Raw genomic sequence first — 26,090 nt, 5'->3', positions numbered from 1 at the left:
GGCTGCGCAAGGACAACCATGAGTACTTTGAATATCGCCATTGCCGGCGCCAGCGGCCGCATGGGCCGCATGCTGATCGAGGCCGTACAGGCCGCGCCCGACACCCGCCTCAGCGGCGCCCTCGACCGCGCCGGCTCGCCCGGCCTGGGCAGCGATGCCGCCGCCTTCCTCGGCCAGCAGGCTGGCGTCGCCATCGCCGCCGAGTTCGCGCAAGGCTTGGCCGGCGCCGACGTGCTGATCGACTTCACCCGGCCCGAAGCCACGCTGGACCACCTCGCCTACTGCGCCGAACACGGCGTCAAGCTGGTGATCGGCACCACTGGTTTCGACGCCGCCGGCAAGGCCGCCATCGCCGAAGCGGCCAAGAAAACCGCCATCGTCTTCGCGCCGAATATGAGCGTGGGCGTGAACGTCACCTTGAAGCTGCTCGAATTCGCCGCCAAGCAACTGGCCACCGGCTACGATATCGAGATTGTCGAAGCCCACCACCGCCACAAGGTCGACGCCCCGTCGGGCACCGCGCTGAAGATGGGCGAAGTCATTGCCGACGCGCTCGGCCGCGATTTGCAGGAATGCGCCGTGTATGGCCGCGAAGGCGTGACCGGCGAACGCGACCCGTCGACGATCGGCTTTGCCACCGTGCGCGGCGGCGACATCGTGGGCGACCACACCGTGCTGTTCGCCGGCACCGGCGAGCGCATCGAAATCAGCCACAAATCGAGCAGCCGCGCCAACTACGCCGCCGGCTCCTTGCGCGCGGCGCGCTTCCTGGCCGACAAGCCGACCGGCCTGTTCGATATGTACGACGTGCTGGGCCTGAACGGCCTGAGCGCTTGAACGGCGGAGGCAGCAGCATGGCCACCGCCACCCTGAACGGCGCCCTGATCGTCGACGAGTCCAGCTTCCACGCCGAAGCGCGCCGCGCCTTCGGCTTCCCGGAAAGCTACGGCAACAGCATGGACGCCTGGCTCGACTGCATGAGTTATCTGCGCGACGACGAAAACATGACGCAATTCCGCCTCAAGCCCAACGAGGTGCTCGAAATCGTCATCCGCGACGCCGCCGCCCTGCGCGCCGCCGTCCCCGAGCTGCTCGAAGAGCTGGCCTACTGCATCGGCGGCCTCAACGAACGCTACGAAGACTACGGCGAAAAGCCCGCCCTCAAGCTCACCCTCGCCTGACCTACCTTTGATCTAGATCAGCAAATGTCCCACCCTGGTGTCAGGCACCAGAGTCGGACATTCTTTGAGATTTATCAAGCAATGTCCTACCTTGGTGCCTGACACCAGGGTGGGACATTGTTTGATTTGGCGCAAACGGTTTAGGCTTGTTCGCCGGGGGCGAGGGTCAGCACGTCGTAGCCGGTGTCGGTGACGGCGATCATGTGTTCCCATTGGGCGGACAGGGAGCGGTCCTGGGTGACGACGGTCCATTCGTCGCCCAGCACGCGGGTGTGGTGCTTGCCGGCGTTGATCATCGGTTCGATGGTGAACAGCATGCCGGGCCGCAGTTCCAAACCATGGCCGGGACGGCCGTAGTGCAGCACTTGCGGGTCTTCGTGGTAGACCATGCCGATGCCGTGGCCGCAGTAGTCGCGCACGATGCTGTAGCCGTGCTGCTCGGCCAGGCGCTGGATGGCGTGGCCGACGTCGCCCAGCGTGGCGCCCGGCTTGACGGCGCGGATGCCGGCCCACATGGCGTCATACGTCACGTCGCACAGCTTGCGCGCGGCCTTGCTGGGCTGGCCCACATAGTACATGCGGCTGGTGTCGCCGAACCAGCCATCCTTGATGACGGCCACGTCGATATTGATGATGTCGCCATCCTTGAGGATCTTGCGCGGCGAGGGAATGCCGTGGCACACCACTTCATTGACCGAGGCGCAGATGGTCTTGGTATAGCTGCCGTAGCCGACATTGGCGGGAATGACTTGCTGTTCCTTCACGATGTAGTCGTGGCACAGCCGGTCCAGGTCCTCGGTGCTGACGCCGGCCTGGACGTGGGGACCGATCATGGTCAGCACGTCGGCCGCGAGTTGGCCGGCGATGCGCGCCAGTTCGATCTGTTCCGGGCTCTTGATGAGCAGGGCGTTGCTGCGCTTACGCATCGTGCGCCCCCTCGGCCACCGGCTCCAGGGTGCCCAGCTTGAAGGGCGCGTTGGCGTTGCCGCGCAGCAGCAGCTGGCACAGCTCGCTGTAACGCAGATCGGGATTGGTTTCGGCCAGCAAGCCGATGCGCAGCCAGTGCTCGGCCTGGGCATTGATCGAGCGGCTCAGGGCGCCGCTCGCAAGGCGCAGGTTTTCGTGCATCTGGTCGGAAATCTTGACGATACCCATGTCCATGCCTTTATATGATTCGTATATGAAACGTATATTAGCATGGCGGGCTCGGCTTTGCCTAGCGCACGGCGTGGGCGTCGAACAGCGGATTTTCGATCAGGCCCAGCAGATTGCCGTAAGGGTCGCGCAGGTCGGCCATGCGGATGCCTTCGCCGACGTCCTCGATCTTGCCGTGCAGCTGGGCGCCCAGTTGCACGATGCGCGCCACTTCCGCCTCGATGCCCTCGACGCCCCAGTAGACGCGGCAGCCGGCCGTGCCCGGTTCGCCCTCGGGCCACAGGCCCAGCTCGAAGCCGCCGAGATTGAAGCCGACATAGAAGGGCTGGTCGAAATACGGTTCCTGGCCCAGCACCTGGCTGTACCAGGCTTTGGCCGCTTGCAGGTCGGGTACGCGCAGGGGGTAGATGGCGCTGCGTAGTCCTTTGATCATGGCGTGCTCCTTTCGATGGTTGAACGATGCGGCCATCATGCCATGGCGGGCGCGGCGGCGATTGGAAAAATGGAAAGTAGCGCTCAGGGCAGGATGCTGCCGCGCCGGCGCGCAATGCCGAATTCGCGCCGCAGCTCCTTGGCGCGCCGCCAGCTTTTTTCGCCTGGGAAGCGGATGCACAATTCTTCCCAGGCATTGCGCGGGATGCCGCGGAATAGGCGCAGGAACTGATTCGGCGAAGTGGGCTGCCCTTCATAGACCAGTTGGTTGCCGATGACTTCGGCATGGCCGCCGCCGCGCATGAAGACGCGTAGCCGCGTGCCTTCGGGCAGGAAGAGCGCTTTCCAGAAATAGCCGCGCCCGCTTGCCAGGCGGGAGGCCGCCAGCGTGCCGGGGGCATCCGGCGGGGCGGGGGCGTTTGCGTTTGAGCGGCTTGGCGGGGCCGGCGATGCGCTTGTCGCCGGTGGCGCGGCGAAGTCGGCCAGGGCGCAGGCGCTGGACCTGTCATCCTCCTGGGCTTGCTGAAGGTCGAGCCAGTTTTCGACCGCTTCGCTGATGGTGGGGGACAGTTGGTCCAGCGCGTCGTGCTGATCGAGCCAGTTCATCAGCCGCCGTAGCGTGTGGGGTGCTATCTCGCCACTCGCTATGGCAAATCTGCTCTTTTTCATGATGGGCCTCGCTTATCCGTGAAAACCTGCTCTTTTCTGCTCTAACTTGCTCTAATTGGACCGTCCAGTGGCTGGAAAAGTTCAAAAACAGCGGTTTAGAGCAGAAAAGAGCAGTTTTTCACGCGACCGCAAAAATTAGAGCAAATTAGAGCAAATTTGCCATAGGGACCCGCAAAGACCTACCCTATCCTCAAGCGCGGCGGGGCGGCCGTAGGAATTGTTCGGGCGTGCGGCCGGCGAATTCCTGAAAGTCGTGAATCAGGTGGGATTGGTCGAAATAGCCGCAATCGAGGGCCAGGGCGGCCCAGTCGCTGCCCGCTGCCCCCACCGCTTGCTGGCCGAGTACGGCAGTGGCGCGGCGGAAGCGGCAAATGCGCGCAAACAGTTTGGGCGGCAACCCGACCTGGTCGCGGAACTGGGCCGCCAGATGCTGGCGGCTGACGCCGAAGCGCTCGGCCAAGGACTCCACGCGCAGCAGCCCGTGTGTGGCCTCGATGGCCGCCACCGCCGTCCGCGCCAGCGAAACCGTCTCCATCCTGCCCGCCAACAAAGGCAGGCGCTCCAGCAGCGCTTGCTCAATGCGCAGCAGCCGCTGCCGGTCGCTGAGTTCGTCCACCCACAGCGCCTCGTCGAGCCGCGCCGCCACCGAACGCCCCCACAGCAGATCGAGGTCCGCGCGCTGGTCGCTGAGTCCGGCCAACGGCTGGCCGAGGAAATGCCGCGCCGCGCCGGGGCGGAAGCGCACCGCCACCGTGCGCACGCGGCCGGCCGACGGCACTTCGATAAACGCGCTCATCATGCCGACGGCAAAGGCTGGCTTGCCCTGGTCCTGCCACAGGATGTCGACGCAATTGTCGGGCAGCACGCGGTGCCGCTGCGGCGCCGGCCCGGCCGCGCGCGCCTCGGCGGTCCATAGGCAGGCGACCCAGGGGCGCAAGGTGGGGTGGGGCGGATACTCCCGATACAACATGCACAATCTCCGGCAAGAAAACATCGCAGGCGCGCCCGCGCAACAGGCCGGCGGCGAAGCAGTATAATGAAAGGTTCGTAACCTTTCACCAATTCTACTGGCCGCAACCATCATGCAAGAAAAATATAGTCCCGCCGACGTCGAAAAAGCCGCCCAAGCCCACTGGAAGGCGATCGACGCCTACAAAGCCGTCGAAAACGACCCGCGTTTCCCAAAAGGCAAGTACTACGCTTGCTCGATGCTGCCTTACCCTTCGGGCAAGCTGCACATGGGCCACGTGCGCAACTATACGATCAATGACGTGATGTACCGCTATCTGCGCATGAACGGTTACAACGTGCTGATGCCGATGGGCTGGGACGCCTTCGGCATGCCGGCCGAGAACGCGGCCATGGCCAATAACGTGCCGCCGGCGCAGTGGACCTATTCCAATATCGCCCATATGAAGGAGCAGATGGAGTCCATGGGCCTGGCCATCGACTGGTCGCGCGAGATGGCCGCCTGCAAGCCCGAGTACTACAAATGGAACCAGTGGATGTTCCTGAAGATGCTGGAAAAAGGCATCATCTACAAAAAGACCGGCACCGTGAACTGGGACCCGATCGACCAGACCGTGCTGGCCAACGAGCAGGTGGTCGATGGCCGCGGCTGGCGTTCGGGCGCGTTGATCGAAAAGCGCGAAATCCCGATGTACTACGCGCGCATCACCGACTACGCCGACGAGCTGCTCGACTACGTCGACAACAAGCTGCCCGGCTGGCCTGAGCGCGTGCGCATCATGCAGTCGAACTGGATCGGCAAATCGACCGGCGTGCGCTTCGCCTTCCCGCACACCATCGCCGGCGCCGACGGCCAACTGATCGGCGAGGGCAAGCTGTTCGTCTTCACCACCCGTCCCGACACCGTGATGGGCGTGACCTTCTGCGCCGTGGCGGCCGAGCACCCGCTGGCCACGCACGCCGCGCAAAATAACCCTGCGCTGCAAGCCTTCATCGCCGAGTGCAAGATGGGTTCCGTGATCGAAGCCGATATGGCGACGATGGAGAAGAAGGGCATGCCGACCGGCCTGTTCGTCACCCATCCGCTGACCGGCGCCCAGGTCGAAGTCTGGGTCGGCAACTATGTGCTGATCACCTACGGCGACGGCGCCGTGATGGGCGTGCCGGCCCACGACGAGCGCGATTTCGCCTTCGCCAAAAAATACAGCCTGCCGATCAAGCAGGTGATCCGCGCCGAAGGCCAGGCGTACTCGGACGCCGCCTGGCAGGAATGGTATGGCGACAAGAGCGTGTCCATCGTCGCCAACTCGGGCAAATACGATGGCCTGAACTACGCGCAAGCCGTGGACGCGGTGGCCGCCGACCTGGCCGCGCTGGGCCTGGGCGAGAAGAAAGTCACCTTCCGCCTGCGCGACTGGGGCATTTCGCGCCAGCGCTACTGGGGCACGCCGATCCCGATGATCAACTGCGCCGACTGCGGCGTGGTGCCGGTGCCGGAAAAAGACTTGCCGGTGGTGCTGCCGGAAGACTGCGTGCCGGACGGCACGGGCAACCCGCTCAACAAGCACGAAGCCTTCCTTACGTGCGACTGCCCGCAGTGCGGCAAGCCGGCGCGCCGCGAGACCGACACCATGGACACCTTCGTCGATTCGTGCTGGTACTACATGCGCTATACCTCGCCCGGCTCGAACGATGCCATGGTCGACGCGCGCAACGATTACTGGATGCCGATGGACCAGTACATCGGCGGCATCGAACACGCCGTGCTGCACTTGCTGTACGCGCGCTTCTGGACCAAGGTGATGCGCGAATTCGGCCTGGTCAAGTTCGACGAACCCTTCGTCAACCTGCTGACCCAGGGCATGGTGCTCAATGAAACTTATTACCGCGAAGACGCGGCCGGCAAGAAGACCTGGTTCAACCCGGCCGACGTCGAGCTGACCACGGACGACAAGGGCCGCCCGCAAAGCGCGCTGCTCAAGGAAGACGGCCAGCCGGTGCAGATCGGCGGCACCGAGAAGATGTCGAAGTCGAAGAACAACGGCATCGACCCGGCCGCCCAGATCGAGCAGTACGGCGCCGACACCGCGCGCCTGTTCACCATGTTCGCTTCGCCGCCGGAACAGACCCTGGAGTGGTCGGGCAGCGGCGTCGAAGGCGCCAACCGCTTCCTGCGCCGCGTCTGGTCCTATGCCTACGCGCAGAAGGCGCGCATCGCCGCCGCGGGCGCCGCGCTGACGGCCGCCGCGACTGGCGACGCGCAGAAAACCCTGCGCCGCGAACTGCACAAGGTGCTGCAGCAGGCCGACTACGACCTGAAACGCATCCAGTACAACACCGTGGTCTCGGCCTGCATGAAAATGCTCAACACCATGGAGTCGGCCAAGCTCGACGACTCGGCCGAATCGGGCGCCGTGCTGTCCGAAGGCCTGGCCATCTTCCTGCGCCTGCTCAACCCCGTCGCGCCGCACATCACCCATGTGCTGTGGCAGGAACTCGGTTATGCCGGCGACATCCTGGACGCGGCCTGGCCGCAGGTCGATCCAGCCGCGCTCGAGCAGTCCGAGATCGAAATGATGATCCAGGTGAACGGCAAGCTGCGCGGCTCGGTGAAAGTGGCGAAAGCGGCCGACAAGGCGGCCATCGAGGCGGCGGCGCTGGCCGAGGAAAGCGTGCAGAAGTTCATCGAAGGCACGCCGAAGAAGGTCATCGTGGTGCCGGGCAAACTGGTCAACATCGTGGTGTAAAACTTATGGCAATGACGACTCCAACACTCATCCGCCTGGCGCGCAACGCCATCCTGGCGGCGCTGCTGGCGGCCAGCGTGGCCGCCTGCGGCTTCCATCTGCGCGGTTCGAGCGGCAACTACACCCTGCCTTTCCCTGCGCTGTACGTGGGCTTGCCGGAGTCGTCGCCATTGGCGATTGACCTGAAGCGCAATATCCGCGCCAACGGCCACACCGAGGTGGTCAACGATCCGAAGCGCGCCGACGGCATCATCGAGGTGCTCAACGATCCGGAAAAAACGCGCAGCAAATCGATCCTGTCGCTCAACAGCAATGGCCGCGTGCGCGAGTATCTGCTCAGCTACAACATCGTGTTCCGCGTGCGCGACCCGGCCGGCAACGAGCTGCTGGGACCGACCCAGATCCAGCTGACGCGCCCGATCACCTTCAGCGACACCCAGCTGCTGGCGAAGGAGCAGGAAGAAGCCTTGCTGTACAAGGATATGCAGACCGACCTGGTGCAGCAGATGATGCGCCGCATGGCGGCCATCAAACCGGTGGTGCGGATGTCGGTGGCGCCGGCCACCCCTGTCGCCCCGCCCAAGGAGTAAGCGTTTCATGCAGTTGCGCGCCGATGCGCTGGACGCCCACGTCGCCAAACCGCTGGCGGCGCTGTACGTGATCACCAGCGACGAACACTTGCTGGCGCTGGAGGCGGCCGACAAGATCCGCCGCGCCGCGCGCGCCCAGGGCTATTCCGAGCGCGAGGTGCTGTCCGTCGAGCGCAGCTTCAAATGGGGCGAGCTGCTGGCGGCCAACCAGGCCATGTCCCTGTTCGGCGACAAGAAGCTGATCGAGCTGCGCATCCCGTCCGGCAAGCCGGGCAAGGATGGCGGCGCCGCGCTGCAGAATTATGTCAAGGATCTCAGCCCCGACAACCTGACCCTGATCACCCTGCCCAAGCTCGATTGGCAGACGCAGAAGGCGGCCTGGGTGGCCGCGCTGCAGCAGGGCGCGGTGTATATCGATATCCCGAATATCGAGCGCAACCAGCTGCCCAACTGGATCGCCATGCGCCTGGCGCAGCAGAACCAGAGCGTGGAGCGGCAAAGCCTGGACTTCATCGCCGACCGCGTGGAAGGCAATCTGCTGGCGGCGCACCAGGAAATCCAGAAACTGGGCCTGCTGCACCCGCCCGGCAAATTGACGCACGAGCAGGTGCACGACGCCGTGCTCAATGTGGCGCGCTACGACGTCTTCAAGCTCAGCGAAGCCATGCTGGCCGGCGATCCGGCGCGCCTGGTGCGCATGCTCGAAGGCTTGCAGGGCGAGGGCGAAGCGCTGCCGCTGGTGTTGTGGGCCGTGTCGGAGGAAATCCGCACGCTGTTGAAATTGAAGGCGGGCATGGCGCAGGGCCGCCCGCTGGGCGCTCTGCTCAAGGAATACCGCATCTGGGGTCCGCGCGAGCGCATGATGGACGGCGCGCTGCGCCGCCTGTCCCTGCCCACCCTGGAGTCGGCGCTGCAGCAGGCGGCCCAGGTGGACAAGATGGTCAAGGGCTTGCGCGCGAAAGCGTTTGCAGGCGATGCCTGGGACGCCATGCTGCAGCTGGCGCTCACCGTCGCCCGCGCCTGACCGCGCCGGGCAAGCAGGATAGATCATGAACATCACTGAATATATGGAACAGGTGGGACGCCAGGCGCGCGCCGCCTCGCGCGCCATGGCGCGCGCCGACGGCGCCACGCGCAACCGCGCCCTGGGCCTGATCGCCGACGCCATCGAACGCGACGCCGCCGTGCTGCGCGCGGCCAACCAGCTCGACCTGGACGCCGCGCGCGCCGCCGGCATGGCGCCGGCCATGCTCGACCGCCTGGCCCTGTCCGAGCAGGCCATCGCCACCATGGTGGCCGGCCTGCGCCAGATCGTCTCCCTGCCCGACCCGATCGGCGAGATCTCGAATATGAAAAGCCGCCCGAGCGGCATCCAGGTCGGCCAGATGCGCGTGCCGCTGGGCGTGATCGGCATCATCTATGAAGCGCGCCCCAACGTGACGGTGGACGCGGCCGGCCTGTGCATCAAGAGCGGCAACGCCACCATCCTGCGCGGCGGCTCGGAAGCGATCCACTGCAACCGCGCCCTGGCCGCGCTGGTCAAGGAAGGCCTGGCCGGCGCCGGCCTGCCGGCCGACGGCGTGCAGGTGGTCGACACCACCGACCGCGCCGCCGTGGGCGCCCTGATCACCATGCCGCAGTATGTGGACGTGATCGTGCCGCGCGGCGGCAAGGGCCTGATCGCGCGCCTGATGGCCGAGGCCACGGTGCCGATGATCAAGCACCTGGACGGCATCTGCCACGTCTACATCGACGCCAAGGCCGACCTGCAAAAGGCGCTGGACATCGCCTACAACGCCAAATGCCACCGCTACGGCACCTGCAACACCATGGAAACGCTGCTGGTGGCGCGCGCCATCGCGCCCACCGTGCTGCCCGCGCTGGCCAAGCGCTACCTCACGCAGCAGGTCGAGCTGCGCGCCGATGCCGAAGCGCACGCCATCCTGGAAGGCTACCCGCACCTGGCGCGCGCCACGGAAGAGGACTGGGCCACCGAATACCTGGCGCCGATCCTGGCCGTGCGCGTGGTGGACGGCATCGACGCCGCCATGGAGCACATCAACACCTGGTCGTCCAAGCATACCGAGGCCATCGTCACCGAAGACTATAGCGACGCCCTGCGCTTCCTGCGCGAAGTCGATTCCGCCTCGGTGATGGTGAACGCCTCCACTCGTTTCGCCGACGGCTTCGAATACGGCCTGGGCGCGGAAATCGGCATCTCCAACGACAAGCTGCACGCGCGCGGCCCGGTCGGGCTGGAAGGATTGACCTCGCTCAAATACGTGGTCTTCGGCCACGGCGAAGTCCGCAAGTAGCCACGCAAGCAAGCCCACCCAACGCCTCAAGGAAAGCCATGCTCTGGATCAAAGCCCTGCACATCGTCTTCATCGCCTCCTGGTTCGCCGGCCTGTTCTACCTGCCGCGCATCTTCGTCAATCTGGCGATGGAAGGCGAGGGGCCGGCGCGCGAGCGCCTGCTGCTGATGGCGCGCAAGCTGTACCGCTTCACCACCATGCTGGCCTTGCCGGCCCTGGTGTTCGGCGCCTGGCTGGTGTGGCTGCAATACGGCGGCGGCGAGCAATTCAAGCTGCCCGGCTGGCTGCACGCCAAGCTCACGCTGGTGCTGCTGATCGTCGGCTACCACCACGCCTGCGGCTCGCTGCTGAAAAAATTCGAGCGCGGCGTCAATCAGCGCGACCACAAATGGTATCGCTGGTTCAACGAAGTGCCGGTGCTGCTGCTGCTGGCCGTCACCATCCTGGTGGTGGTCAAACCATTTTAAGCGGTGGGCGGCAGCGGCCGTCCGCTTTTCACTCAACGGATAAAGGGTACACCTTATGACTTCTTATTTCTGTCCCTGCCCACGCGGCATGGAAGCGGCGCTGGCCGAGGAACTGGGCGAGATCGCCCAAAGCAGCGCCACGCTCAAAGTGCACAATCAGGTGCCGGGCGGCGTGCACTGCTCGGGCGACCTGTACGACGCCTACCGCATCAACCTGCATTCGCGCATCGCGTCGCGCGTGCTGATGCGCATGGGCGTCTGCCACTATCAGAACGAAAACGACATCTACGACCTGGTGCTGGCCCAGCCCTGGGAAGAATGGTTCGGCGTGGACCACACCATCCGCGTCGACGTCACCGCCATCAAGTCGCCGCTGAAAAGCATCGAATTCACCACGCTGAAGATCAAGGACGCCATCTGCGACCGTTTCCGCGATATGTACGGCAAGCGCCCATCGGTCAACACGCGCGAGCCGGATATGCGCATCGCCGGCTTCCTCGACCAGCGCCAGTTCATCATCTATCTGGACACCTCGGGCGAAGCCCTGTTCAAGCGCGGCTGGCGCAATGAGACCGGCGACGCCCCGCTGCGCGAAAACCTGGCCGCCGGCCTGCTGCGCGTTTCGGGCTGGAAGCCGGGCGTGCCCCTGTTCGACCCAATGTGCGGCTCCGGCACCATCCTGTGCGAAGCGGCGCAGATGGTGCAGGGCGTGCCGCCCGGCGCGCGGCGCCGTTTCGCCTTCGAGAAATTCCACGACTTCGACCCCGCCCCATGGCAGGCGATGAAGGCCGCCATCAAGCCCAATCCGCTGCCGGCCGAGCCGACCATCTTCGGCTCCGACATCTCGGGCGATATGGTGGCCATGACGCGCCACAATCTGCGCAGCGCCGGCATCCTGTTCGAGGTGCCGCTCAAGCAGATCGAGGCGCAGCAGGTGCAGGCGCCGAGCGCGCAGCCGGGCATCATGCTGACCAACCCGCCCTACGGCGAGCGGATCGGCGTGCGCGGCGACAGCACCCTGGCCGAGGACGATCTGGCGAAATCGTTCTACGCCGATTTCAGTTCCACGCTCAAGCAGCGTTTCGCCGGCTGGACCGCCTATCTGTTCACCGCCGACCTGGGCCTGCCCAAGATGCTGCGCCTGAAGGAATCGCGCAAGACGCCATTCTTCAACGGCGCCCTGGAATGCCGCCTGTTCCGCTTCGATATGGTGGCCGGCTTCAACCGCCGCGAGGAAGCCAAGCCGAAGACCGACGCCGCCGCTGCCGCGCCCGCGCCCAAGGCGGAGTAAGTCCTGTTGTAGCGCGCCGCATCGGCTGCGGCGCATCCGGCGGCGGACTCGTTCCGCCGCCCCTGTTCCAGAGCCGGAGTAAAGCCGATGTTCCCCAACCCGAATCCCCCGCCCACCCTGCCGCCCGACCCGGTGCAGCCGGTGCCGCCATCCGAGCCGCGCCAGCGCGCGCCGCTGGCGCCGGCGGCGCTGGCCGCCGTGCTGGCCGGCCTGTCGATGCTGGGACCGTTCAGCATCGACGCCTACCTGCCGGCCTTCCCGGCGATCCAGTCCAGCCTGAAAGCGACGCCGCTGCAGGTGCAGCAAAGCCTGAGTGCCTATATGGCCGCGTTCGCGCTGATGGTGCTGTGGCATGGCGCGCTGTCGGACGCCTTCGGCCGCCGCAATGTGATCCTGGTGGGCCTGGTGGCGTTTGCCCTGGGCACCATCGGCTGCGCCGCCGCCCACAGCGTCGAATACCTGTGGTTCTTCCGCATCGTGCAAGGCTTGTCGGCCGGGGCGGGCGTGGTGGTGGGGCGCGCCATCATCCGCGACCTGTATGCCGACGCGGCGGCGGCCCGCCTGCTGTCGCTGGTGACGATGATCTTCTCGATCGCGCCCGCCGTGGCCCCGATCCTGGGCGGCCTGATCGTGACCGCCTTCGACTGGCGCACCATCTTCCTGGCCCTGCTGATATATACGGTGTTGCTGTTCATCGTCTGCTACCGCCGCCTGCCGGAAACCCTGCCGCCGGCCCAGCGCCAGCCTTTCAATCCACGCTTCCTGCTGCACAGCTATGCCAGCGTGCTCGGTTCGCCGCCTTTCCTGCTCAAATCGGGCGTGGTGGCCTTCAATTTCGCCGGCCTGTTCATTTGTATCACCTCGGCGCCGGAAGCCCTGCCCAGCCAGCTGGGCCTGGGGCCGCATCAGTTCGGCTGGCTGTTCATTCCGGCTGTGTCCGGTATCTTCCTGGGCGCGCTGGCGGCCAACCGCATCGTCGGCCGTATCAGCTTTGCGCGCCAGATCGGCCTCGGCTTCGCTTGCCTGATCGCGGCGGCCAGCGTGAATGTGGCCTACCATCTGTGGCTGCCGCCGGCCCTGCCGTGGAGCATGCTGCCGCTCTTCGTGTACACCTTCGGCATGTCGGTGGTGGCGCCCGCGGCCACCCTGCTGGCGCTCGACCTGTTCCCGCATATCCGCGGCACGGCCGCCTCCTGCCAATCGTTTGCCAGCACCTTGCTGGGCGCCGTGGTGGCCGGGGTGGTGGCGCCGCTGGTGTCGCATTCCTTGTTACTAATTGCCATTGGGCAATTGTTATTTGCGGTTACGTCCTTGGCTTTGTGGTTGACGGCGCGCCTATACCGGCGCATGCTATCAGCCCATCCGGTACAACACTCTTAACCACAGGAAAATATTAGTAGGAAATTTTTCTTGCTAATAAGTTATGATACATTTATCCTTGGATAATTTCGGCGCACGGGTATACCACGTTTCATTCTCTGGACTACGTTAACTGGCGGCAATGCTTGATACGATGCACCAACCCGATAACGACATTCGCAATCGCTTACTGGTCGCGCGGCTGCCTGCCATGCCGCAGATCCTGCTCAAGCTGATCGAGCACCTGCAAGCCGACGACGCCGGCATGCCGGAGCTGGCTGCGCTGATCGCCAAGGATGCCGGCATGACCAGCAAGATCCTGTCGGTCGCCAACAGCTCGGCCTACCACCGCAACAGCCGCACGGTGAGCCTGGAGCAGTCCCTGGTGTCGCTCGGCACCGACATGATCAAGACCCTGGTCATCAGCGAATCGGTGTTCCAGACCTTCAATAACTTCCCGCATTCGGGCAGCACCGACCTGCGCTGCTTCTGGCAAGGCTCGCTGACCACGGCCGTGATCGCGCGCGACATCGCCAAGCAGATGGCTTATCCCCATGTGGAAGAAGCCTATCTGGCCGGCCTGCTGCACAATGTCGGCCGCCTCGCCCTCTTGGCCACGGCGCCCCGCGAATACGCCTTCAATTTCACCGCGCGCGACGACGAGGAATTGTGCGCCGTCGAACAGCGCACCCTGGAAATCACCCACACCGAGGCGGGCGCCTGGCTGGTCGAGCGTTGGAACCTCGATTCCTTCCTGGCCGATAGCGTGCTGTATCACCACGAACCGGTGGCGCGCCTGGAAGCGGCCCATCCCCTGATCCGCATCGTGCGCCTGGCCCATCTCCTGTGCGCCAATATCAACGAGCCGGCCGCCATCGGCGACGCCGGCCGCCTGTGCGGCGTGCCGGACGAGGAACTGGCCGCCATCTGCAAGGCCGCCGCGCGCCAGGTGCAGCGTTCGGCCGATTACCTGGGCATCGACCTCAGTGGCGCCGACGCCATCGTCAGCCCGCCGGCCTACGCGCCGCCGCCGCCCGACCCGGTGCAGCAGCGCCTGTCGGAAGAGGTGCGCAATATGGTGCTGGTGTCCGAAATGGGCCAGACCTTCGCGCGCCAGCAGGGCGAAACCAGCATGCTGGCGGCGATCACGCGCTCGGCCCGCATCCTCTTCGATTTCGACGCCGCCCTGGTGCTGCTGGAAAATCCCACCGGCCATGCCCTGGTCGGCGTGGTCGCCGGCGAGCACCAGCAGCGCTTGAGCGAGCTGTCCATCCCGCTCAACAAGGGCGGCTTGGTGGTGCAGGCGGCCCAGGAGCGGCGCCAGATCCTGGCCGCGCGCAACGCGCCGGAATTGAGCATCGCCGAAGAGCAGTTGTTCCGCCTGCTCGGCTCGGAAAGCATGGTCTGCCTGCCGCTGGTGGCCGGCCAGCGCTGCCTGGGCGTGCTGGTGGGCGGCGCCGCCGCCTGGCAGCTGCCGAGCTACCAGAAGCGCGAGCGCTTCCTGCAAGCCTTCGGCAACCAGGCCGCCGCCGCGCTGGAAACGGCGCTCTCCGAACGCGGCCACGCGCGGCGCCAGATCGCCCATGTGGCCGAGGAATACCGCGAAGCCTCGCGCCGCGTGGTGCATGAGGTGAACAACCCGTTGTCCATCATCAAGAACTACCTGTCGGTGCTGGACAGCAAACTGGCGCGGCGCGAACCCGTGGTCAGCGAAATGTCCATCCTCAATGAGGAAATCGACCGCGTCGGCCACCTGATCAACGGCTTGGCCGACCTGCAGCCGAGCGACGCCAGCAGCGTCACCCATATCGGCCGCGTGGCCGAGGACGTGCTGCGCCTGTTCCGCGCCACCGATTTCGTGCCGCCCTCGGTGCAGATCCTGTTGCGCATGCAGGAAGAGCCGAACGAGATCGAGGGCGAGGCCGACCTGCTCAAGCAGATCCTGGTCAACCTCATTAAAAACGCGGTCGAAGCCCAGCCCCAGGGCGGCAAGATCGAGATCAGCAACCGCGGCTACGTCAACCGCGAGCGCCGCCTGTATGTGGAGCTGGTGGTGGCCGACAGCGGCCCCGGACTGGCGCCCGAGGTGCTGGCCAATCTGTTCTCCCCGGTGCACAGCACCAAGGAGGGCAAGCACCATGGCCTGGGCCTCGCCATTGTTCACAGCCTGGTCAAGAAGCTGGACGGCATGATCACCTGCCGCAGCGGCAAGACCGGCACTTCCTTTGAAATCCTGCTGCCCGCCCGTGGCAGCGCCAGCCAGACCGCCAGCGTACCGGCACGGGTAATGGACTCCGTTTGAGACAACGATGAGCACGACGCCGCCTATCCCCGCCAGCCCGCCGCACCCGCCCACCATCGCCGATGCCGGCCATCCGCTGCCGCTCTGTCCCGACTATTCGCCGCGCCTGCTGCTGGTGGACGACGAACCGCGCCTGCTGTCCTCGCTGTACGAGCTGCTGCGCGACCGCGACTACCAGCTGGTGACGGCCACTTGCGGCAGCGAAGCGCTGGCGCAGCTGAACCGCCTGCAGTTCGACCTGGTCCTGCTCGACCTGCGCCTGCCCGATATGAGCGGCCACGAGATCATGGACTTCATGAACGCGCGCGGCATCGGCAGCGACGTGATCGTGATGAGCGGCGACGTCGGCATCGAGGCCGCCATCGGCGCCTTGAAGCGCGGCGCCTACGATTATCTGCGCAAGCCTTACAGCCGCGAAGAGCTGCTCAAGACCGTGGAGAACGCGCTGCAGAAGCGCCGCCTGGCGGTGGACAACGAGCGCATCGCCTCGCGCCTGGAAAACTCGGAAAAGATGTACCGCTACCTGGTGGACAGCTCGCCCGACATCATCTACACCCTGAACCACGAAGGCCACTTCACCTTCGTCAACGACCGCGCCTACCAGCTGCTCGGCTACACGCGCGAAGAGCTGCTCGGCAAGCACTACTCCATCCTGGTGCACGACGAAGACCTGGAGCGCGCGCGCTATGTGTTCAACGAGCGCCGCGTCGACGAGCGCGCCTCGCGCAATGTCGAACTGCGCCTGAAGTGCAAGGGCGGCGGCGGCGCCGAGCGCACCTTCAACAACACACTGATGACGATATCGCTCAACGCCATCGGCATGCACCTGCCCGACCACGAGGTCAAGCGCCACGAATTCTTCGGCACCTATGGCGTGGCGCGCGACATCACCGACCGCAAGCGCGCCGAGGAAGTCATCTCCTATCAGGCCTACCACGACATCCTGACCGACCTGCCGAACCGCATGCTGTTCAAGGACCGCCTGGGCCTGGCCGTGATCCAGGCCAAGCGCAAGCTCACCGAGCTGGCCGTGATGTTCGTCGACCTGGACCGCTTCAAGCTGGTCAACGATACCCTGGGCCACGTCAAGGGCGACGAGCTGCTGCAGCAGGCCGCGTTGCGCCTGAAGGATTGCCTGCGCAAGGGCGATACCCTGGCGCGCCAGGGCGGCGACGAATTCACTATCGTGCTGCCCGAGCTGCGCGACCGCGCCGACGCCAAGGCCATCGCCGAGAAATTCCTGGAAAGCCTGCAAAAGCCCTTCGACCTCGATGGCCATCTGGTGCACATCTCGGCTTCCATCGGCATCGCCATCTATCCGAGCGACGGCGAAACCATCGACGAGCTGCTGCGCCATGCCGACATCGCCATGTACCAGGTCAAGGCGCTGGGCAAGAACGGCCACAGCTTCTATCACAACTCCATGCTCGACGTGTCGCATCAGAAGATCGCGCTGGAGCAGGCCTTGCGCAAGGCGCTCGAACAGAACGAGCTGGAAATGTATTACCAGCCCCAGGTCGATGTGGTGACCGGCCGCATCATCGGCGCCGAAGGCTTGATGCGCTGGAACCATCCGCAGCGCGGGCTGTTGTCGGCCGGCGAGTTCCTGCCGTTTGCCGAAGAAAATGGCTTGATGTTGCCGATCTCGGACTGGATGCTGGGCGCCCTGTGCCGCGACCTGCTGCTGTGGAACGCGGCCGGCGGCGAGGCGATCCGCCTGTCGCTGAACCTGTCGCCGCAATACCTGGACCGCGGCGACTTCTTTGAGAAGATGCGCGGCGCGCTGACGCGCTACGGTATTTCGCCGGCCCAGATCGAAGTCGAGATCACCGAGAATATCTGCATCCGCAATCCGCAGTACGCCATCGAGCAGCTCAACAAGCTGTGCCAGCTCGGCGTCTCGGTCGCCATCGACGATTTCGGCACCGGCTATTCCTCGCTCAGCTATCTGCACCGCTTCCCGATCCACACCATCAAGATCGACCAAAGCTTCGTCAAGGAGATCCACGACGAGAACGGCCACTATCCGGTGATCCTGGCCATCATTTCGATCGCGCGCGGCCTGGGCCTGCACCTGGTGGCTGAAGGCGTGGAGACCGAGATCCAGGAACGCTACCTGGAAGCGAACGGCTGCACCACCATGCAAGGCTATCTGTACCACCGGCCGATCTGCCTGCACAGCTTCATCAGCGTGCTGCAGGCGCAGAACAAGCTGGCGCCATTGCCGGGCGGCGCGGCGCTGGACGCGGCGGTGGCGCCGATGGCGATTCAGGCGTAAGCTCAGGCCATGGCCACCACCATCCACAGCCCCATCATCGAGAAAGCGGCAGGCGCGGGCGGACCGTCCTATTCCGCCGAATTCCTGCGCGTGAAAGCCATGGCCGAACGCGGCGTGGCCAATGCCCAGCACAGCCTGGGCTTCATGTATTTCAACGGCCAGGGCGTGGAGCAGAATTTCGAGCTGGCGGCCGCCTGGTACCGCCAGGCCGCCAACGCCGGCCTGGAACACGCGCAATACAATCTGGGCGTGATGTACCAGAAAGGCCAGGGCGTCGACCTCGATTACCAGGAAGCGGCGCACTGGTACCAGCTGGCGGCCGAACAGGGCTACGCCGCCGCCCAATACAATCTGGGCTGGCTGTATGCCAAGGGCCAGGGCATCGAAGCCAATACCGAGCGCGCCATGTACTGGTTCAGCAAGGCCGCCGAACAGGGCGACGCCGGCGCGCAGAACAATCTGGGCATGATGTACGACACCGGCAAGGGCGTGCCGCAGGACTTCCGCCAGGCCATCATGTGGTACCGTAAGGCGGCCGAGCAAGGCTATGCGCGCGCCCAGTTCAACCTGGCCCTGCGCTACGAGAATGGCCAGGGCGTGGCGAAAGACCCGGCGCAAGCGCTGTCCTGGTTCCGCAAGGCGGCCGAGCAGGGTTATGCCGCCGCCCAGTTCAACCTGGCCCTGCGTTACGACAAGGGCGAGGGCGTGGCCCAGGACGGCGAAAAGGCCGTCAAGTGGTACACGCTGGCGGCGCAGCAGGAACACGTCAGCTCGCAGTTCAATCTCGGTCTGATCTACGACAACGGCCACGGCGTGCCGCGCGACGAGCAAAAGGCGCTGCAATGGTATCGCCGCGCCGCCGAGCAAGGCCACGCCGCCGCCCAGAACAATCTGGGCCTGCGCTATGCGCATGGCCAGGGCGTGGTGCAGGATTATGCGGAAGCCGAGCAGTGGTTCCGCCGCGCCGCCGAACAAGGTTTCCCCGCCGCCCAGCACCATCTGGGCACGCTATACGAGAACGGCCAGGGCGTGGTGCAGGACCAGCAGGAAGCGATCTTCTGGTACCGCAAAGCGGCCGACCAGGGCCACCTGCGCGCCCAGTTCGACCTCGGCCTGCGCTACGAAGCGGGGCAGGGCGTGCCGCAGGACTACCGCAAGGCCATGGGCTGGTATCTGCGCGCGGCCGAACAGGATTACGTCGCCGCCCAATACATGCTGGGCCTCTTGTTCGACAACGAAGCCGGCCCCGCGCCCGACACCGTGCGCGCCAACGAGTGGTACCGCAAGGCCGCCGAGCAAGGCCACACCCTGGCCCAGTTCACGCTGGCCCTGCGTTACGACAATGGCCAGGGGCTGCCGCGCGACTTCGGCGCGGCGCTGGGCTGGTATCTGAAAGCGGCGCGCCAGGGTCACGCCCGCGCCCAGCTGAATGCCGGCCTGATGTTCATGTGGGGCCAGGGCGCGGCGGCCGATGTGGAACAGGCTTACCGCCTGCTCGCCATGGCCGAACGCGGCGGCGCGCCCGGCGCCGCCAAATACCTGCAGCAATGCGCCGCCCGCATGGACGCTACCAGCCTGGCCCTGGCGCGCAGCCGTCCGGAACTGCTAACGCTGGCCTGAATCCGACGGCGGCCAGCCGATGCCCTGGCGTCCGCCGCCGAAAGACCAATCCTCCGACTGCACCGGCGTGATCACCACCAGCACGTCCTCCGGATGTATGCCCGGCTTCTCTGCCAATATCTGCACCAGGCGCTGATAGAAGGCTTGCTTGGTGGCCGCCGTTCGCGGCCGGCCGATGGTGATGTTGATCGTTACAAAATTATCCGAACGCGGCCCGCCCAGATACTCGCGGTCGAACACCAGCTCATACGGCTCGTGCTGGTGGATGAGCTGGAAGCGGTCGGTCGGCGGCACTTCAAAGGCCTCGACCAGCGCCTGGTGCAGGCCATCCGACAGCGCGCGCAAGTAATCGGGCGACTTACCCTTCAACAGGGAAATACGGCTCATGGGCATGATGCATCCTCCTTGTTTGTGTTTGACAGGTGCAGAATAGCCGTCTAATGTGATTCTGAAAATCAGAAAGATTTGAACTCATCGTTCACAAAAACGGGATGATATATGGGCCGCCTCCACTTTGACCTTGATTTCCTGCGCAGCTACGTCACCGGCGTGGAGCTGGGCAGCTTTGCCCAGGCTGCGGAGCGCCTGGGCCGCTCCACCTCGGCCGTCAGCGCCCAGTTGAAAAAACTGGAAGAGCAGGTCGGCGCGCCCATTCTACGCAAGGCCGGGCGCGGCATGGTGCCGACGGCGGCCGGCGAAACCCTGCTGGCCTACGCGCGCCGCCTGCTGGAGCTGAACGACGAAGCCGCCAGCGCCGTGCGCGGCGTCGACCTGGAAGGCGGCATCCGCCTCGGCATGCCGGAAGACTTCGGCGAACGCGTGCTGACCGAGGTGCTGGGCCGCTTCGCCAAAGCCCATCCCCGCGTGCGCATCGAAGCCCAAATGGCGCGCAATGCCGACCTGCTCGAGCGCTTGCTGGCCGGTCGCCTCGATCTGACCTTGGCCTGGGACGTGGGTCGCAGCTCGCCCCATGCCGAAGCGCTGGGCGGCGTGCCGATGCAATGGATTGCCGCGGCGCCCGCCCTTGCCTACGATGTCGGCATCGCCCCACCCATGCTGCCAGCCACCCGTGCGCAGCTCTTGCCGTTCGCCTGGTCCGGCGGCGTCGAGCCGCTGCCCCTGGTCATGTTCGATGCCCCCTGCCTGATGCGCAGCGCCGCCACGGCCGCGCTAGACCGTGCCGGCATCCCCTGGCGCATCGCCTTCAGCAGCCCAAGCCTGAGCGGCGTCTGGGCCGCCGTCGCGGCCGGCCTGGGCGTCACGGTGCGCACCCATATCGGCTTGCCCGCCAGCCTGCAAGCGCTCGATGCCAGCGCCCACGACCTGCCCGCGCTGCCCCATGCCCAGCTTATCCTGCACCGCGCCGACGCCACCCTGTCCCCCACCGCCCAGCGCCTGTGGGACATCTTGCAGCAGGCCCTCGCACCTCTGCTGTCGGCACAGGCTGCAGTTCAATCGTAATCGGGGAAGAAGGAATGGGTCCAGCCGTCGGGCGGCTCATAATCGTTGGGAGACGAAAAATACTTGAAAAGAGTTTGCTCGTCTGTAATCGAGAATTTTTCATACCGAATATCCCATAGTATTCTTGCCGCGCGGGACAGCTCTAGCCTGGAGTCTGCCGATATCTCCAGCATCTGTTTGAGCAACTGTGGGATTATTAAGCCGCCTGGCAGGGACATCCTTTTCAGTTGGGCGACTTGATCGTCAACCCATCTTTGAAGACTGCCGTTACTGATACTCTCAACATAGTGACCTAAACTTTTTGCACGAGGCAGTTCCTCGTTTAGGAAAATTCTATGCAGCAAGAGTCCCATGCCCCAGCTTTCATAGAGGCCGCCGAAATCTGCATTTTGCTTCCATGGAGAAAACACTTCAGGCGGCAGGCTGGTAATGGAACCGCCTATCATGGTAGGCGCAGTTTTTAAGAGAGTGAAATTATGTTCTGGTTCGTCATCGTAATTTCCAAAAATGACGGGCAAAGCCTCTCCCCAGTCAATAATGCGAATGCCTGGGTCGAATTGCATGGCCGTAAATTCGGGTCCCATTGAAACATGCGATGCTGGCATAAGGATGATATTGCCAGGGTGGATGTCGCGATGTTTGAAAAAAATTGTTCCGTGGGATAAGGCAACTATAATTCGATGAAAAACGCTCAGCTTCTCATTCAGGTTTTTTGCCGCGACATTTTTCATCCAGTCCGTCAAGCTTTCGCCGTCTGCAAACTCTGTCACGGTGACTGCGGATAAAATCGAGGGAAATTCTTCAAAGTGCAGAACATGGGGGGATATGTGTGCCTGAGCATATGATTCAAGCTTTTAAAGCGCATCATGTTCCATGAGAAATTTTGCACGGTCGGCGGCACCTCGGTAGCATATGAGGTATTTCATGAATACCTTTTCCCCAGTCAAGCAGTCTTTTCCGATAAAGGATGTTCCGCCAAACGATTGGCCGATGGCGTGAGTTATCTTGTATCTGTTCCCAACAGTCTCCAGGCCGAGTGTTTTGACCAGATTGATGGCGTCGTGGTTCTGGGGCGTGGTCATCTGGGCTTATTCGCGAATCCTGGTTGCTCGGAACTCTTCACCTACCAGCATGATTTCATTTCTGGATGTAATGGCGTCAAGGAGCCTGGTGTTTTTGAATGACAGGCGTTCGATCAGGCCGGTAATCGATTCTTTGTCGGGCATATCTTCATATGCGAAATAGAGATCCTTGCTATGCAAGCCCCAGCAAAAGCAGAATGGGGCTGTGGGCCGTAGAATCCTTACTTCGCCGGACCCGCCGGCATAGCTCTTGGCCACATCGAGGCTTGCGCTGGCGAACAGCGATCGTTGGCGAAATCTGACTCCAAAGGCACGCTCGAAGCAGTCATCCATTTCGCGCTGTACATCCAGAGGCATACTGACCGGGGTGCGGTTTTCGGGGGAACAAATGTGAATGGTTTCACCGGCCTCCACATGTTTTGTCCCGCGGTAAATTGGCATGTTTTGTGTCAGCGTATCCCACTCGTCGGGCTTGAACCATATTTCTTCGGTATGGCTTTTATTGTTGTTGGGTTTCATCGATTTCTCTGCGACCGTAAGTCCGAAAATGAAGGGAAATGGAGGGAGAGTACGTGATGTAGTAGAGAAGTTGTCAAGGGGTTCAAAAGCCGCGTAGAATGCCGCTGACGCGGGTGTAGTTCAATGGTAGAACTTCTGCTTCCCAAGCAGATAGCGTGGGTTCGATTCCCATCACCCGCTCCACTTCTTTGATCGGGATGGCACCCAACCTGGGGCCGGCAAGACCGGTGCAATCAGCGCAGCGGCTCTACATCGAGGTTGACCGAGTAGCTCAGCCTTTTTCCTTCCCATAGTCCGCCGCCGCGGATGAGCGCATCGCAGCTGGTGGGCTGGCCCTCCAGCTCCTGCTGCGCCAGCAGGCGGCGGAAAGCGGCCGCCTCCTTCGGTTCCAGGTAGCCGACCATCTGGCCGGACAGGAAGACTGCCACCGCCGTCGCCTCATACGCATTCATATCGTCCGGCAGCAGAATCGCCGGATGCCGCGCGTTCGCACTGTGTTCGCCATGCGCGCCCGCCAGTTGGCGGATGATGGCCTGGTAGCGCGATTCAGCCACCACCTCCAGCTGGAAGCGGCCTTCGTCCGACCAGTGTTTGGCTGGCGCAGTCTGTGGTAGCGCCGGCGTATAGGGCGCGGCGTCCATCTTCGGCGCGCTTGGCAGGGCCGTAGCGTGTGGCTTGGTCTTGATGAGGTAATAGATCGCCACCGGGCAGATGCCCATGAGGATAAGGTAAATGATGTCGCCCATGCGCCGCCAGCCGTGTATGTGGAAAGCCGCTATTATCGCAGGCCGCGGGCCGCATGGACTGGCAAAAACGGCATCACGTATAATGGCGGATCGTCCTTACAGTTTTTGATTGCATCCCATGTCTTCCGATACCCCATCCAAAAGCGCCCGTACCATGCTGTACGACCCGACCGAGCACCGCATCCGCAGCTTCGTCACCCGTGCCGGCCGCCTGTCCACGGGACAGGAGCGGGCGCTCAACGATCTGGGACCGAAATTCCTGGTCGAATACACCAAGGCGCCGCTCGATGCCGAGCAGACCTTCGGCCGCAAGGCGCCGGTGATTCTGGAAATCGGCTTCGGCATGGGCGGCACCACCGCCCATATCGCCAAGCATATGCCGGAGAAGGATTTCATCGGCGTGGAAGTGCACACGCCCGGCGTGGGCAGCCTGCTTAAGCTGATCGGCGAGGAGAACCTGAGCAATCTGCGCATCATCCAGCATGATGCGGTGGAAGTGCTGAACAATATGATCCAGCCCGGCACCCTGGCCGGCGTCCACGTCTTCTTCCCCGACCCATGGCACAAGGCGCGCCACAACAAGCGGCGCCTGATCCAGGGACCGTTCGTCAAGCTGCTGACCGACCGCCTGGCGCCGGGCGGCTATCTGCACTGCGCCACCGATTGGCAGGAATACGCCGAGCAGATGCTGGAAGTGCTGGGCGCGGAAGAAGGCCTGCAAAACACCGCCGACGGCTATGCGCCGCAGCCGGCCTACCGCCCGCTGACCAAGTTCGAAAACCGTGGCCTGAAACTGGGCCACGGCGTCTGGGATCTGGTCTTCGTCAAGAAGTAAGCTTGACGACGGCGGGAGCGGCCTGCGCGCGCACGCTGCTCCGCGCCGGCAGGAAGGCCAGCACATTCCCGCCGACGACCAGGGCCAGTCCGCCCAGCGCGGGCAGCGTCCACTGATAACCTTCATAGAGCGTGGACATGCTCAGCGCCACCACCGGGAACAGCACGGTGCAATAGGCCGCCCTGTCCGCGCCCATGCGCCCCAACAGCAGTAGATAGGCGGTGAAGCCGATCACCGACCCCGGCACCGCCAGATACAGCAGCGCGCCCGTATAGCGCGGCCCCGGTTCGTACGTGAAGGGCATGCCCAGCGCCAGCGCGCCGCAGCTCAGTACCGAGGCGCCGATCAGCATGGCCCAGGTATTCGTCGTCCATGGCGACAGGCCGAGCGCCTGCATGCGGCTGGACAGCAGATTCCCCGTCGAGAAGCACAGCGTGCCGCCCAGGGCCAGTGCCAGGCCGGCCAGCATGCTGCCGTCGCCCCAGTGGCCGCGCATCTGCGGCAGGAAGAGCAGGGCGATGCCGCCCAATCCCAGCAGCGCGCCCGCCACGACCTGGCCGCGTATCGGCCGCTGCATGAACAGGCGGCCATTCAGCGCATTCCAGATCGGCGCGGTGGAGAAGACCACGGCCACCAAGCCGCTCGGCACCTTGGCGCTGGCGTAATAGAAACACAGGAAGTTCAGGCAGAACAGGGCCAGGCCTTGCGCCACCAGATAGCGCCAGGCCTGGCGCGGCGGCCACGCCGGCTTGCGCATGGCGAACAGCAGAAGCAGCAGCACCGCCCCGGCGATCCAGAAGCGGTAGGCGATCGAGACCGGGGCTGGGACCACGCCCAGCTGGAATTTGATGGCGATCCAGGTCGTACCCCAGATCAGGACTGTCAGCAGATAGAGAAAAGCGTTCATGGTGGAGAGAGGCGCAAGTAGGAATGCCCAGCATGCGCGGGCAGCGGCGCTTGCGCTTGTCCCGGCTTGCGCTTTGTTAGCCGCCTCTGCTGCGCGATTGTCTGATCTTGCGCATTTACGACGGCCCGGCTTCACCGCGTTGCGCCGCGTGCTAGACTTTGAGCACAGCGCGCGGCCTTGCCGCCCATAAGACCGAGCCAGCCGCCATGCCGACCCAACCGAAATCCGATGTCCCTGCCGCGAACGATCAGCTGGCGCTGGCCGTCCATGGCCAGCGCGCGCCGGCCGACGCCATGTCGCATGCGGTGTTCCGCACCATGAGCGGCACCGAAGCGAAGCTGGAGCGCTTCGCCTGGCTGGGCGATGGCATGGCCGTCGCCGTCTGGCAGCGCAGCACGCAGGAAGGCAAGACCAATTACATCCAGCCTGGTCACCACACCCTGTCCTGCTATCTGGGCGGCGGCTACCGCGTCGAACGCCACGACGCGCCAGGCCAGTATGGCGCGCCGGGACGATTATGCTCCTTGCCGGACTGGCATGAATCCCACTGGACGGTGCGCGACACGCTGCGCCTGATGCACATCTACTTCATGCCGGAGCACTACGCCCACCGCGCCGTGACGGAGCTGGACCGCGAGCCGCGCGAACTGACGCTGGCCGACCGCACCTATTTCGAGAATGTGCGTCTGGCGGCGCTTTGCGAATCGCTGCTGGATACGCCCTGGCAGGACAAGGACCAGCTGCTGCGCGCCAACGAGATCACGCACGAAGCCCTGAGCGAGCTGCTGCAGTCGCAAGCCATGCAGCGTCCAGGCCTGCGCCTGCGCGGCGGCCTGGCGCCGCTGGTGCGGCGCCGCCTGGCGGAATACATCGAAGCGAATCTGGAGGGGAATATCACGTTGGGCATGCTGGCGCTGGTGGCCTGCATGTCGGAATTTCATCTGGCGCGCATGTTCCGCATTTCTTTCGGCATGCCGCCCTCGGCCTGGATTGCGCGCCGCCGCCTGGACAAGGCGCGCGGCCTGCTGCGCGCATCGCAACTGCCCTTGCAGCAGATTGCCGATGCCTGCGGCTACGCGGACCTGAGCCATTTCAGCCACCGCTTCCGCGCCGCGCTGGGCGTGCCGCCCGGCCGCTACCGCCAGATCATGTGCGCCTGAACGCG

At 64.4% G+C, this 26,090-nt stretch carries 25 protein-coding genes and 1 tRNA gene; 16 read left to right on the top strand and 10 right to left on the bottom strand.

Features of this window, described 5'->3' with window-relative positions; genetic code table 11:
• Nucleotides 1–18: 18 nt before the first annotated feature.
• Together dapB and FHS03_RS14320 are read left to right on the top strand one after the other, a co-directional pair.
• Complete coding sequence (dapB, locus tag FHS03_RS14325; RefSeq protein ID WP_183441634.1) at nt 19–837, top strand: 4-hydroxy-tetrahydrodipicolinate reductase; 819 nt, start codon at nt 19–21, stop codon at nt 835–837.
• A 17-nt stretch (nt 838–854) separates the two neighbouring features.
• Entirely contained in the window at nt 855–1,181 is a 327-nt protein-coding gene (locus tag FHS03_RS14320) for a barstar family protein (RefSeq protein WP_183441633.1), read from the top strand.
• 140 nt (nt 1,182–1,321) lie between these two features.
• Here FHS03_RS14320 and map read toward each other — a convergent pair whose 3' ends face one another.
• From map to FHS03_RS14295, 5 genes are all read right to left on the bottom strand, one after another.
• A complete protein-coding gene (gene map / locus FHS03_RS14315; protein WP_183441632.1) occupies nt 1,322–2,107 on the bottom strand; it encodes a type I methionyl aminopeptidase in 786 nt (261 codons plus the stop codon).
• The gene (locus tag FHS03_RS14310; protein ID WP_183441631.1) at nt 2,100–2,336 is read right to left on the bottom strand and encodes a ParD-like family protein; all 237 of its coding nucleotides are present in this window, start codon (nt 2,334–2,336) and stop codon (nt 2,100–2,102) included. The genes map and FHS03_RS14310 overlap by 8 nt, the downstream gene beginning before the upstream one ends.
• 61 nt (nt 2,337–2,397) lie before the next feature.
• Nucleotides 2,398–2,769 (bottom strand): VOC family protein, encoded by a 372-nt coding sequence (locus tag FHS03_RS14305; RefSeq protein WP_183441630.1) that lies wholly within the window; start codon nt 2,767–2,769, stop codon nt 2,398–2,400.
• 83 nt (nt 2,770–2,852) lie between these two features.
• A complete protein-coding gene (locus FHS03_RS14300; RefSeq protein WP_183441629.1) occupies nt 2,853–3,374 on the bottom strand; it encodes a hypothetical protein in 522 nt (173 codons plus the stop codon).
• Between the two features lie 253 nt (nt 3,375–3,627).
• On the bottom strand, nt 3,628–4,407 hold the full coding sequence (locus tag FHS03_RS14295; protein WP_183441628.1) for a helix-turn-helix domain-containing protein: 780 nt from the start codon (nt 4,405–4,407) through the stop codon (nt 3,628–3,630).
• Between the two features lie 112 nt (nt 4,408–4,519).
• Here FHS03_RS14295 and leuS point away from each other — a divergent pair, with 112 nt between their 5' ends.
• The 10 genes from leuS (at nt 4,520) to FHS03_RS14245 (ending at nt 19,375) form a co-directional block, all read left to right on the top strand.
• Nucleotides 4,520–7,153: a leucine--tRNA ligase gene (leuS, locus tag FHS03_RS14290; protein WP_183441627.1), complete on the top strand. Its 2,634-nt coding sequence runs from the start codon at nt 4,520–4,522 to the stop codon at nt 7,151–7,153.
• An 11-nt stretch (nt 7,154–7,164) separates the two neighbouring features.
• A complete protein-coding gene (locus tag FHS03_RS14285; RefSeq protein WP_183441736.1) occupies nt 7,165–7,743 on the top strand; it encodes an LPS-assembly lipoprotein LptE in 579 nt (192 codons plus the stop codon).
• A gap of 7 nt (nt 7,744–7,750) precedes the next feature.
• A complete protein-coding gene (gene holA / locus FHS03_RS14280; protein WP_183441626.1) occupies nt 7,751–8,767 on the top strand; it encodes a DNA polymerase III subunit delta in 1,017 nt (338 codons plus the stop codon).
• 25 nt (nt 8,768–8,792) lie between these two features.
• Nucleotides 8,793–10,058, top strand: a complete 1,266-nt coding sequence (locus FHS03_RS14275) for a glutamate-5-semialdehyde dehydrogenase (RefSeq protein ID WP_183441625.1) — start codon at nt 8,793–8,795, stop codon at nt 10,056–10,058.
• 38 nt (nt 10,059–10,096) lie between these two features.
• Entirely contained in the window at nt 10,097–10,525 is a 429-nt protein-coding gene (locus FHS03_RS14270) for a CopD family protein (protein WP_183441624.1), read from the top strand.
• Between the two features lie 55 nt (nt 10,526–10,580).
• Complete coding sequence (locus FHS03_RS14265) at nt 10,581–11,816, top strand: THUMP domain-containing class I SAM-dependent RNA methyltransferase (protein WP_371871696.1); 1,236 nt, start codon at nt 10,581–10,583, stop codon at nt 11,814–11,816.
• An 87-nt stretch (nt 11,817–11,903) separates the two neighbouring features.
• Complete coding sequence (locus FHS03_RS14260; RefSeq protein ID WP_183441623.1) at nt 11,904–13,196, top strand: multidrug effflux MFS transporter; 1,293 nt, start codon at nt 11,904–11,906, stop codon at nt 13,194–13,196.
• Between the two features lie 190 nt (nt 13,197–13,386).
• Nucleotides 13,387–15,477, top strand: a complete 2,091-nt coding sequence (locus FHS03_RS14255) for an HDOD domain-containing protein (protein WP_229426213.1) — start codon at nt 13,387–13,389, stop codon at nt 15,475–15,477.
• A 7-nt stretch (nt 15,478–15,484) separates the two neighbouring features.
• Nucleotides 15,485–17,755 carry a putative bifunctional diguanylate cyclase/phosphodiesterase gene (locus FHS03_RS14250; protein ID WP_229426212.1) on the top strand — a complete coding sequence of 757 codons (2,271 nt, stop codon included), beginning with the start codon at nt 15,485–15,487 and terminating at the stop codon, nt 17,753–17,755.
• A 9-nt stretch (nt 17,756–17,764) separates the two neighbouring features.
• Complete coding sequence (locus tag FHS03_RS14245; protein WP_183441621.1) at nt 17,765–19,375, top strand: SEL1-like repeat protein; 1,611 nt, start codon at nt 17,765–17,767, stop codon at nt 19,373–19,375.
• Here the strand turns inward: FHS03_RS14245 and FHS03_RS14240 are convergent.
• Entirely contained in the window at nt 19,361–19,762 is a 402-nt protein-coding gene (locus FHS03_RS14240) for a tautomerase family protein (protein ID WP_307729546.1), read from the bottom strand. The two genes, FHS03_RS14245 and FHS03_RS14240, sit on opposite strands and share 15 nt — an antisense overlap.
• A 111-nt stretch (nt 19,763–19,873) precedes the next feature.
• On the opposite strand from FHS03_RS14240, the gene FHS03_RS14235 reads away from it, so the two are divergent.
• Entirely contained in the window at nt 19,874–20,836 is a 963-nt protein-coding gene (locus tag FHS03_RS14235; protein WP_183441619.1) for a LysR substrate-binding domain-containing protein, read from the top strand.
• Here FHS03_RS14235 and FHS03_RS14230 read toward each other — a convergent pair.
• The gene (locus FHS03_RS14230; protein WP_183441618.1) at nt 20,827–21,606 is read right to left on the bottom strand and encodes a protein kinase family protein; all 780 of its coding nucleotides are present in this window, start codon (nt 21,604–21,606) and stop codon (nt 20,827–20,829) included. The two genes, FHS03_RS14235 and FHS03_RS14230, sit on opposite strands and share 10 nt — an antisense overlap.
• Before the next feature lie 318 nt (nt 21,607–21,924).
• Entirely contained in the window at nt 21,925–22,437 is a 513-nt protein-coding gene (locus FHS03_RS14225) for a hypothetical protein (RefSeq protein ID WP_183441617.1), read from the bottom strand.
• 109 nt (nt 22,438–22,546) lie between these two features.
• Between FHS03_RS14225 and FHS03_RS14220 the strand changes: the two genes are divergently transcribed.
• A tRNA-Gly gene (locus FHS03_RS14220) sits at nt 22,547–22,620 on the top strand.
• 50 nt (nt 22,621–22,670) lie between these two features.
• Here FHS03_RS14220 and FHS03_RS14215 read toward each other — a convergent pair.
• Nucleotides 22,671–23,183: a hypothetical protein gene (locus FHS03_RS14215; protein WP_183441616.1), complete on the bottom strand. Its 513-nt coding sequence runs from the start codon at nt 23,181–23,183 to the stop codon at nt 22,671–22,673.
• A gap of 154 nt (nt 23,184–23,337) precedes the next feature.
• Between FHS03_RS14215 and trmB the strand changes: the two genes are divergently transcribed.
• Nucleotides 23,338–24,018 carry a tRNA (guanosine(46)-N7)-methyltransferase TrmB gene (gene trmB / locus FHS03_RS14210; RefSeq protein WP_183441733.1) on the top strand — a complete coding sequence of 227 codons (681 nt, stop codon included), beginning with the start codon at nt 23,338–23,340 and terminating at the stop codon, nt 24,016–24,018.
• Here the strand turns inward: trmB and FHS03_RS14205 are convergent.
• The gene (locus FHS03_RS14205; protein WP_183441615.1) at nt 24,008–24,925 is read right to left on the bottom strand and encodes a DMT family transporter; all 918 of its coding nucleotides are present in this window, start codon (nt 24,923–24,925) and stop codon (nt 24,008–24,010) included. The two genes, trmB and FHS03_RS14205, sit on opposite strands and share 11 nt — an antisense overlap.
• A gap of 206 nt (nt 24,926–25,131) precedes the next feature.
• Here FHS03_RS14205 and FHS03_RS14200 point away from each other — a divergent pair, with 206 nt between their 5' ends.
• A complete protein-coding gene (locus FHS03_RS14200) occupies nt 25,132–26,085 on the top strand; it encodes a helix-turn-helix domain-containing protein (protein WP_371871692.1) in 954 nt (317 codons plus the stop codon).
• The last annotated feature ends 5 nt before the right edge of the window (nt 26,086–26,090 follow it).

The organism is Pseudoduganella violacea (assembly GCF_014191875.1).
Taxonomy (GTDB): domain Bacteria; phylum Pseudomonadota; class Gammaproteobacteria; order Burkholderiales; family Burkholderiaceae_D; genus Rugamonas; species Rugamonas violacea_A.
Note: the sequence above shows the minus strand (reverse complement) of the source record. Positions and strands in the feature narration are given on the sequence as shown.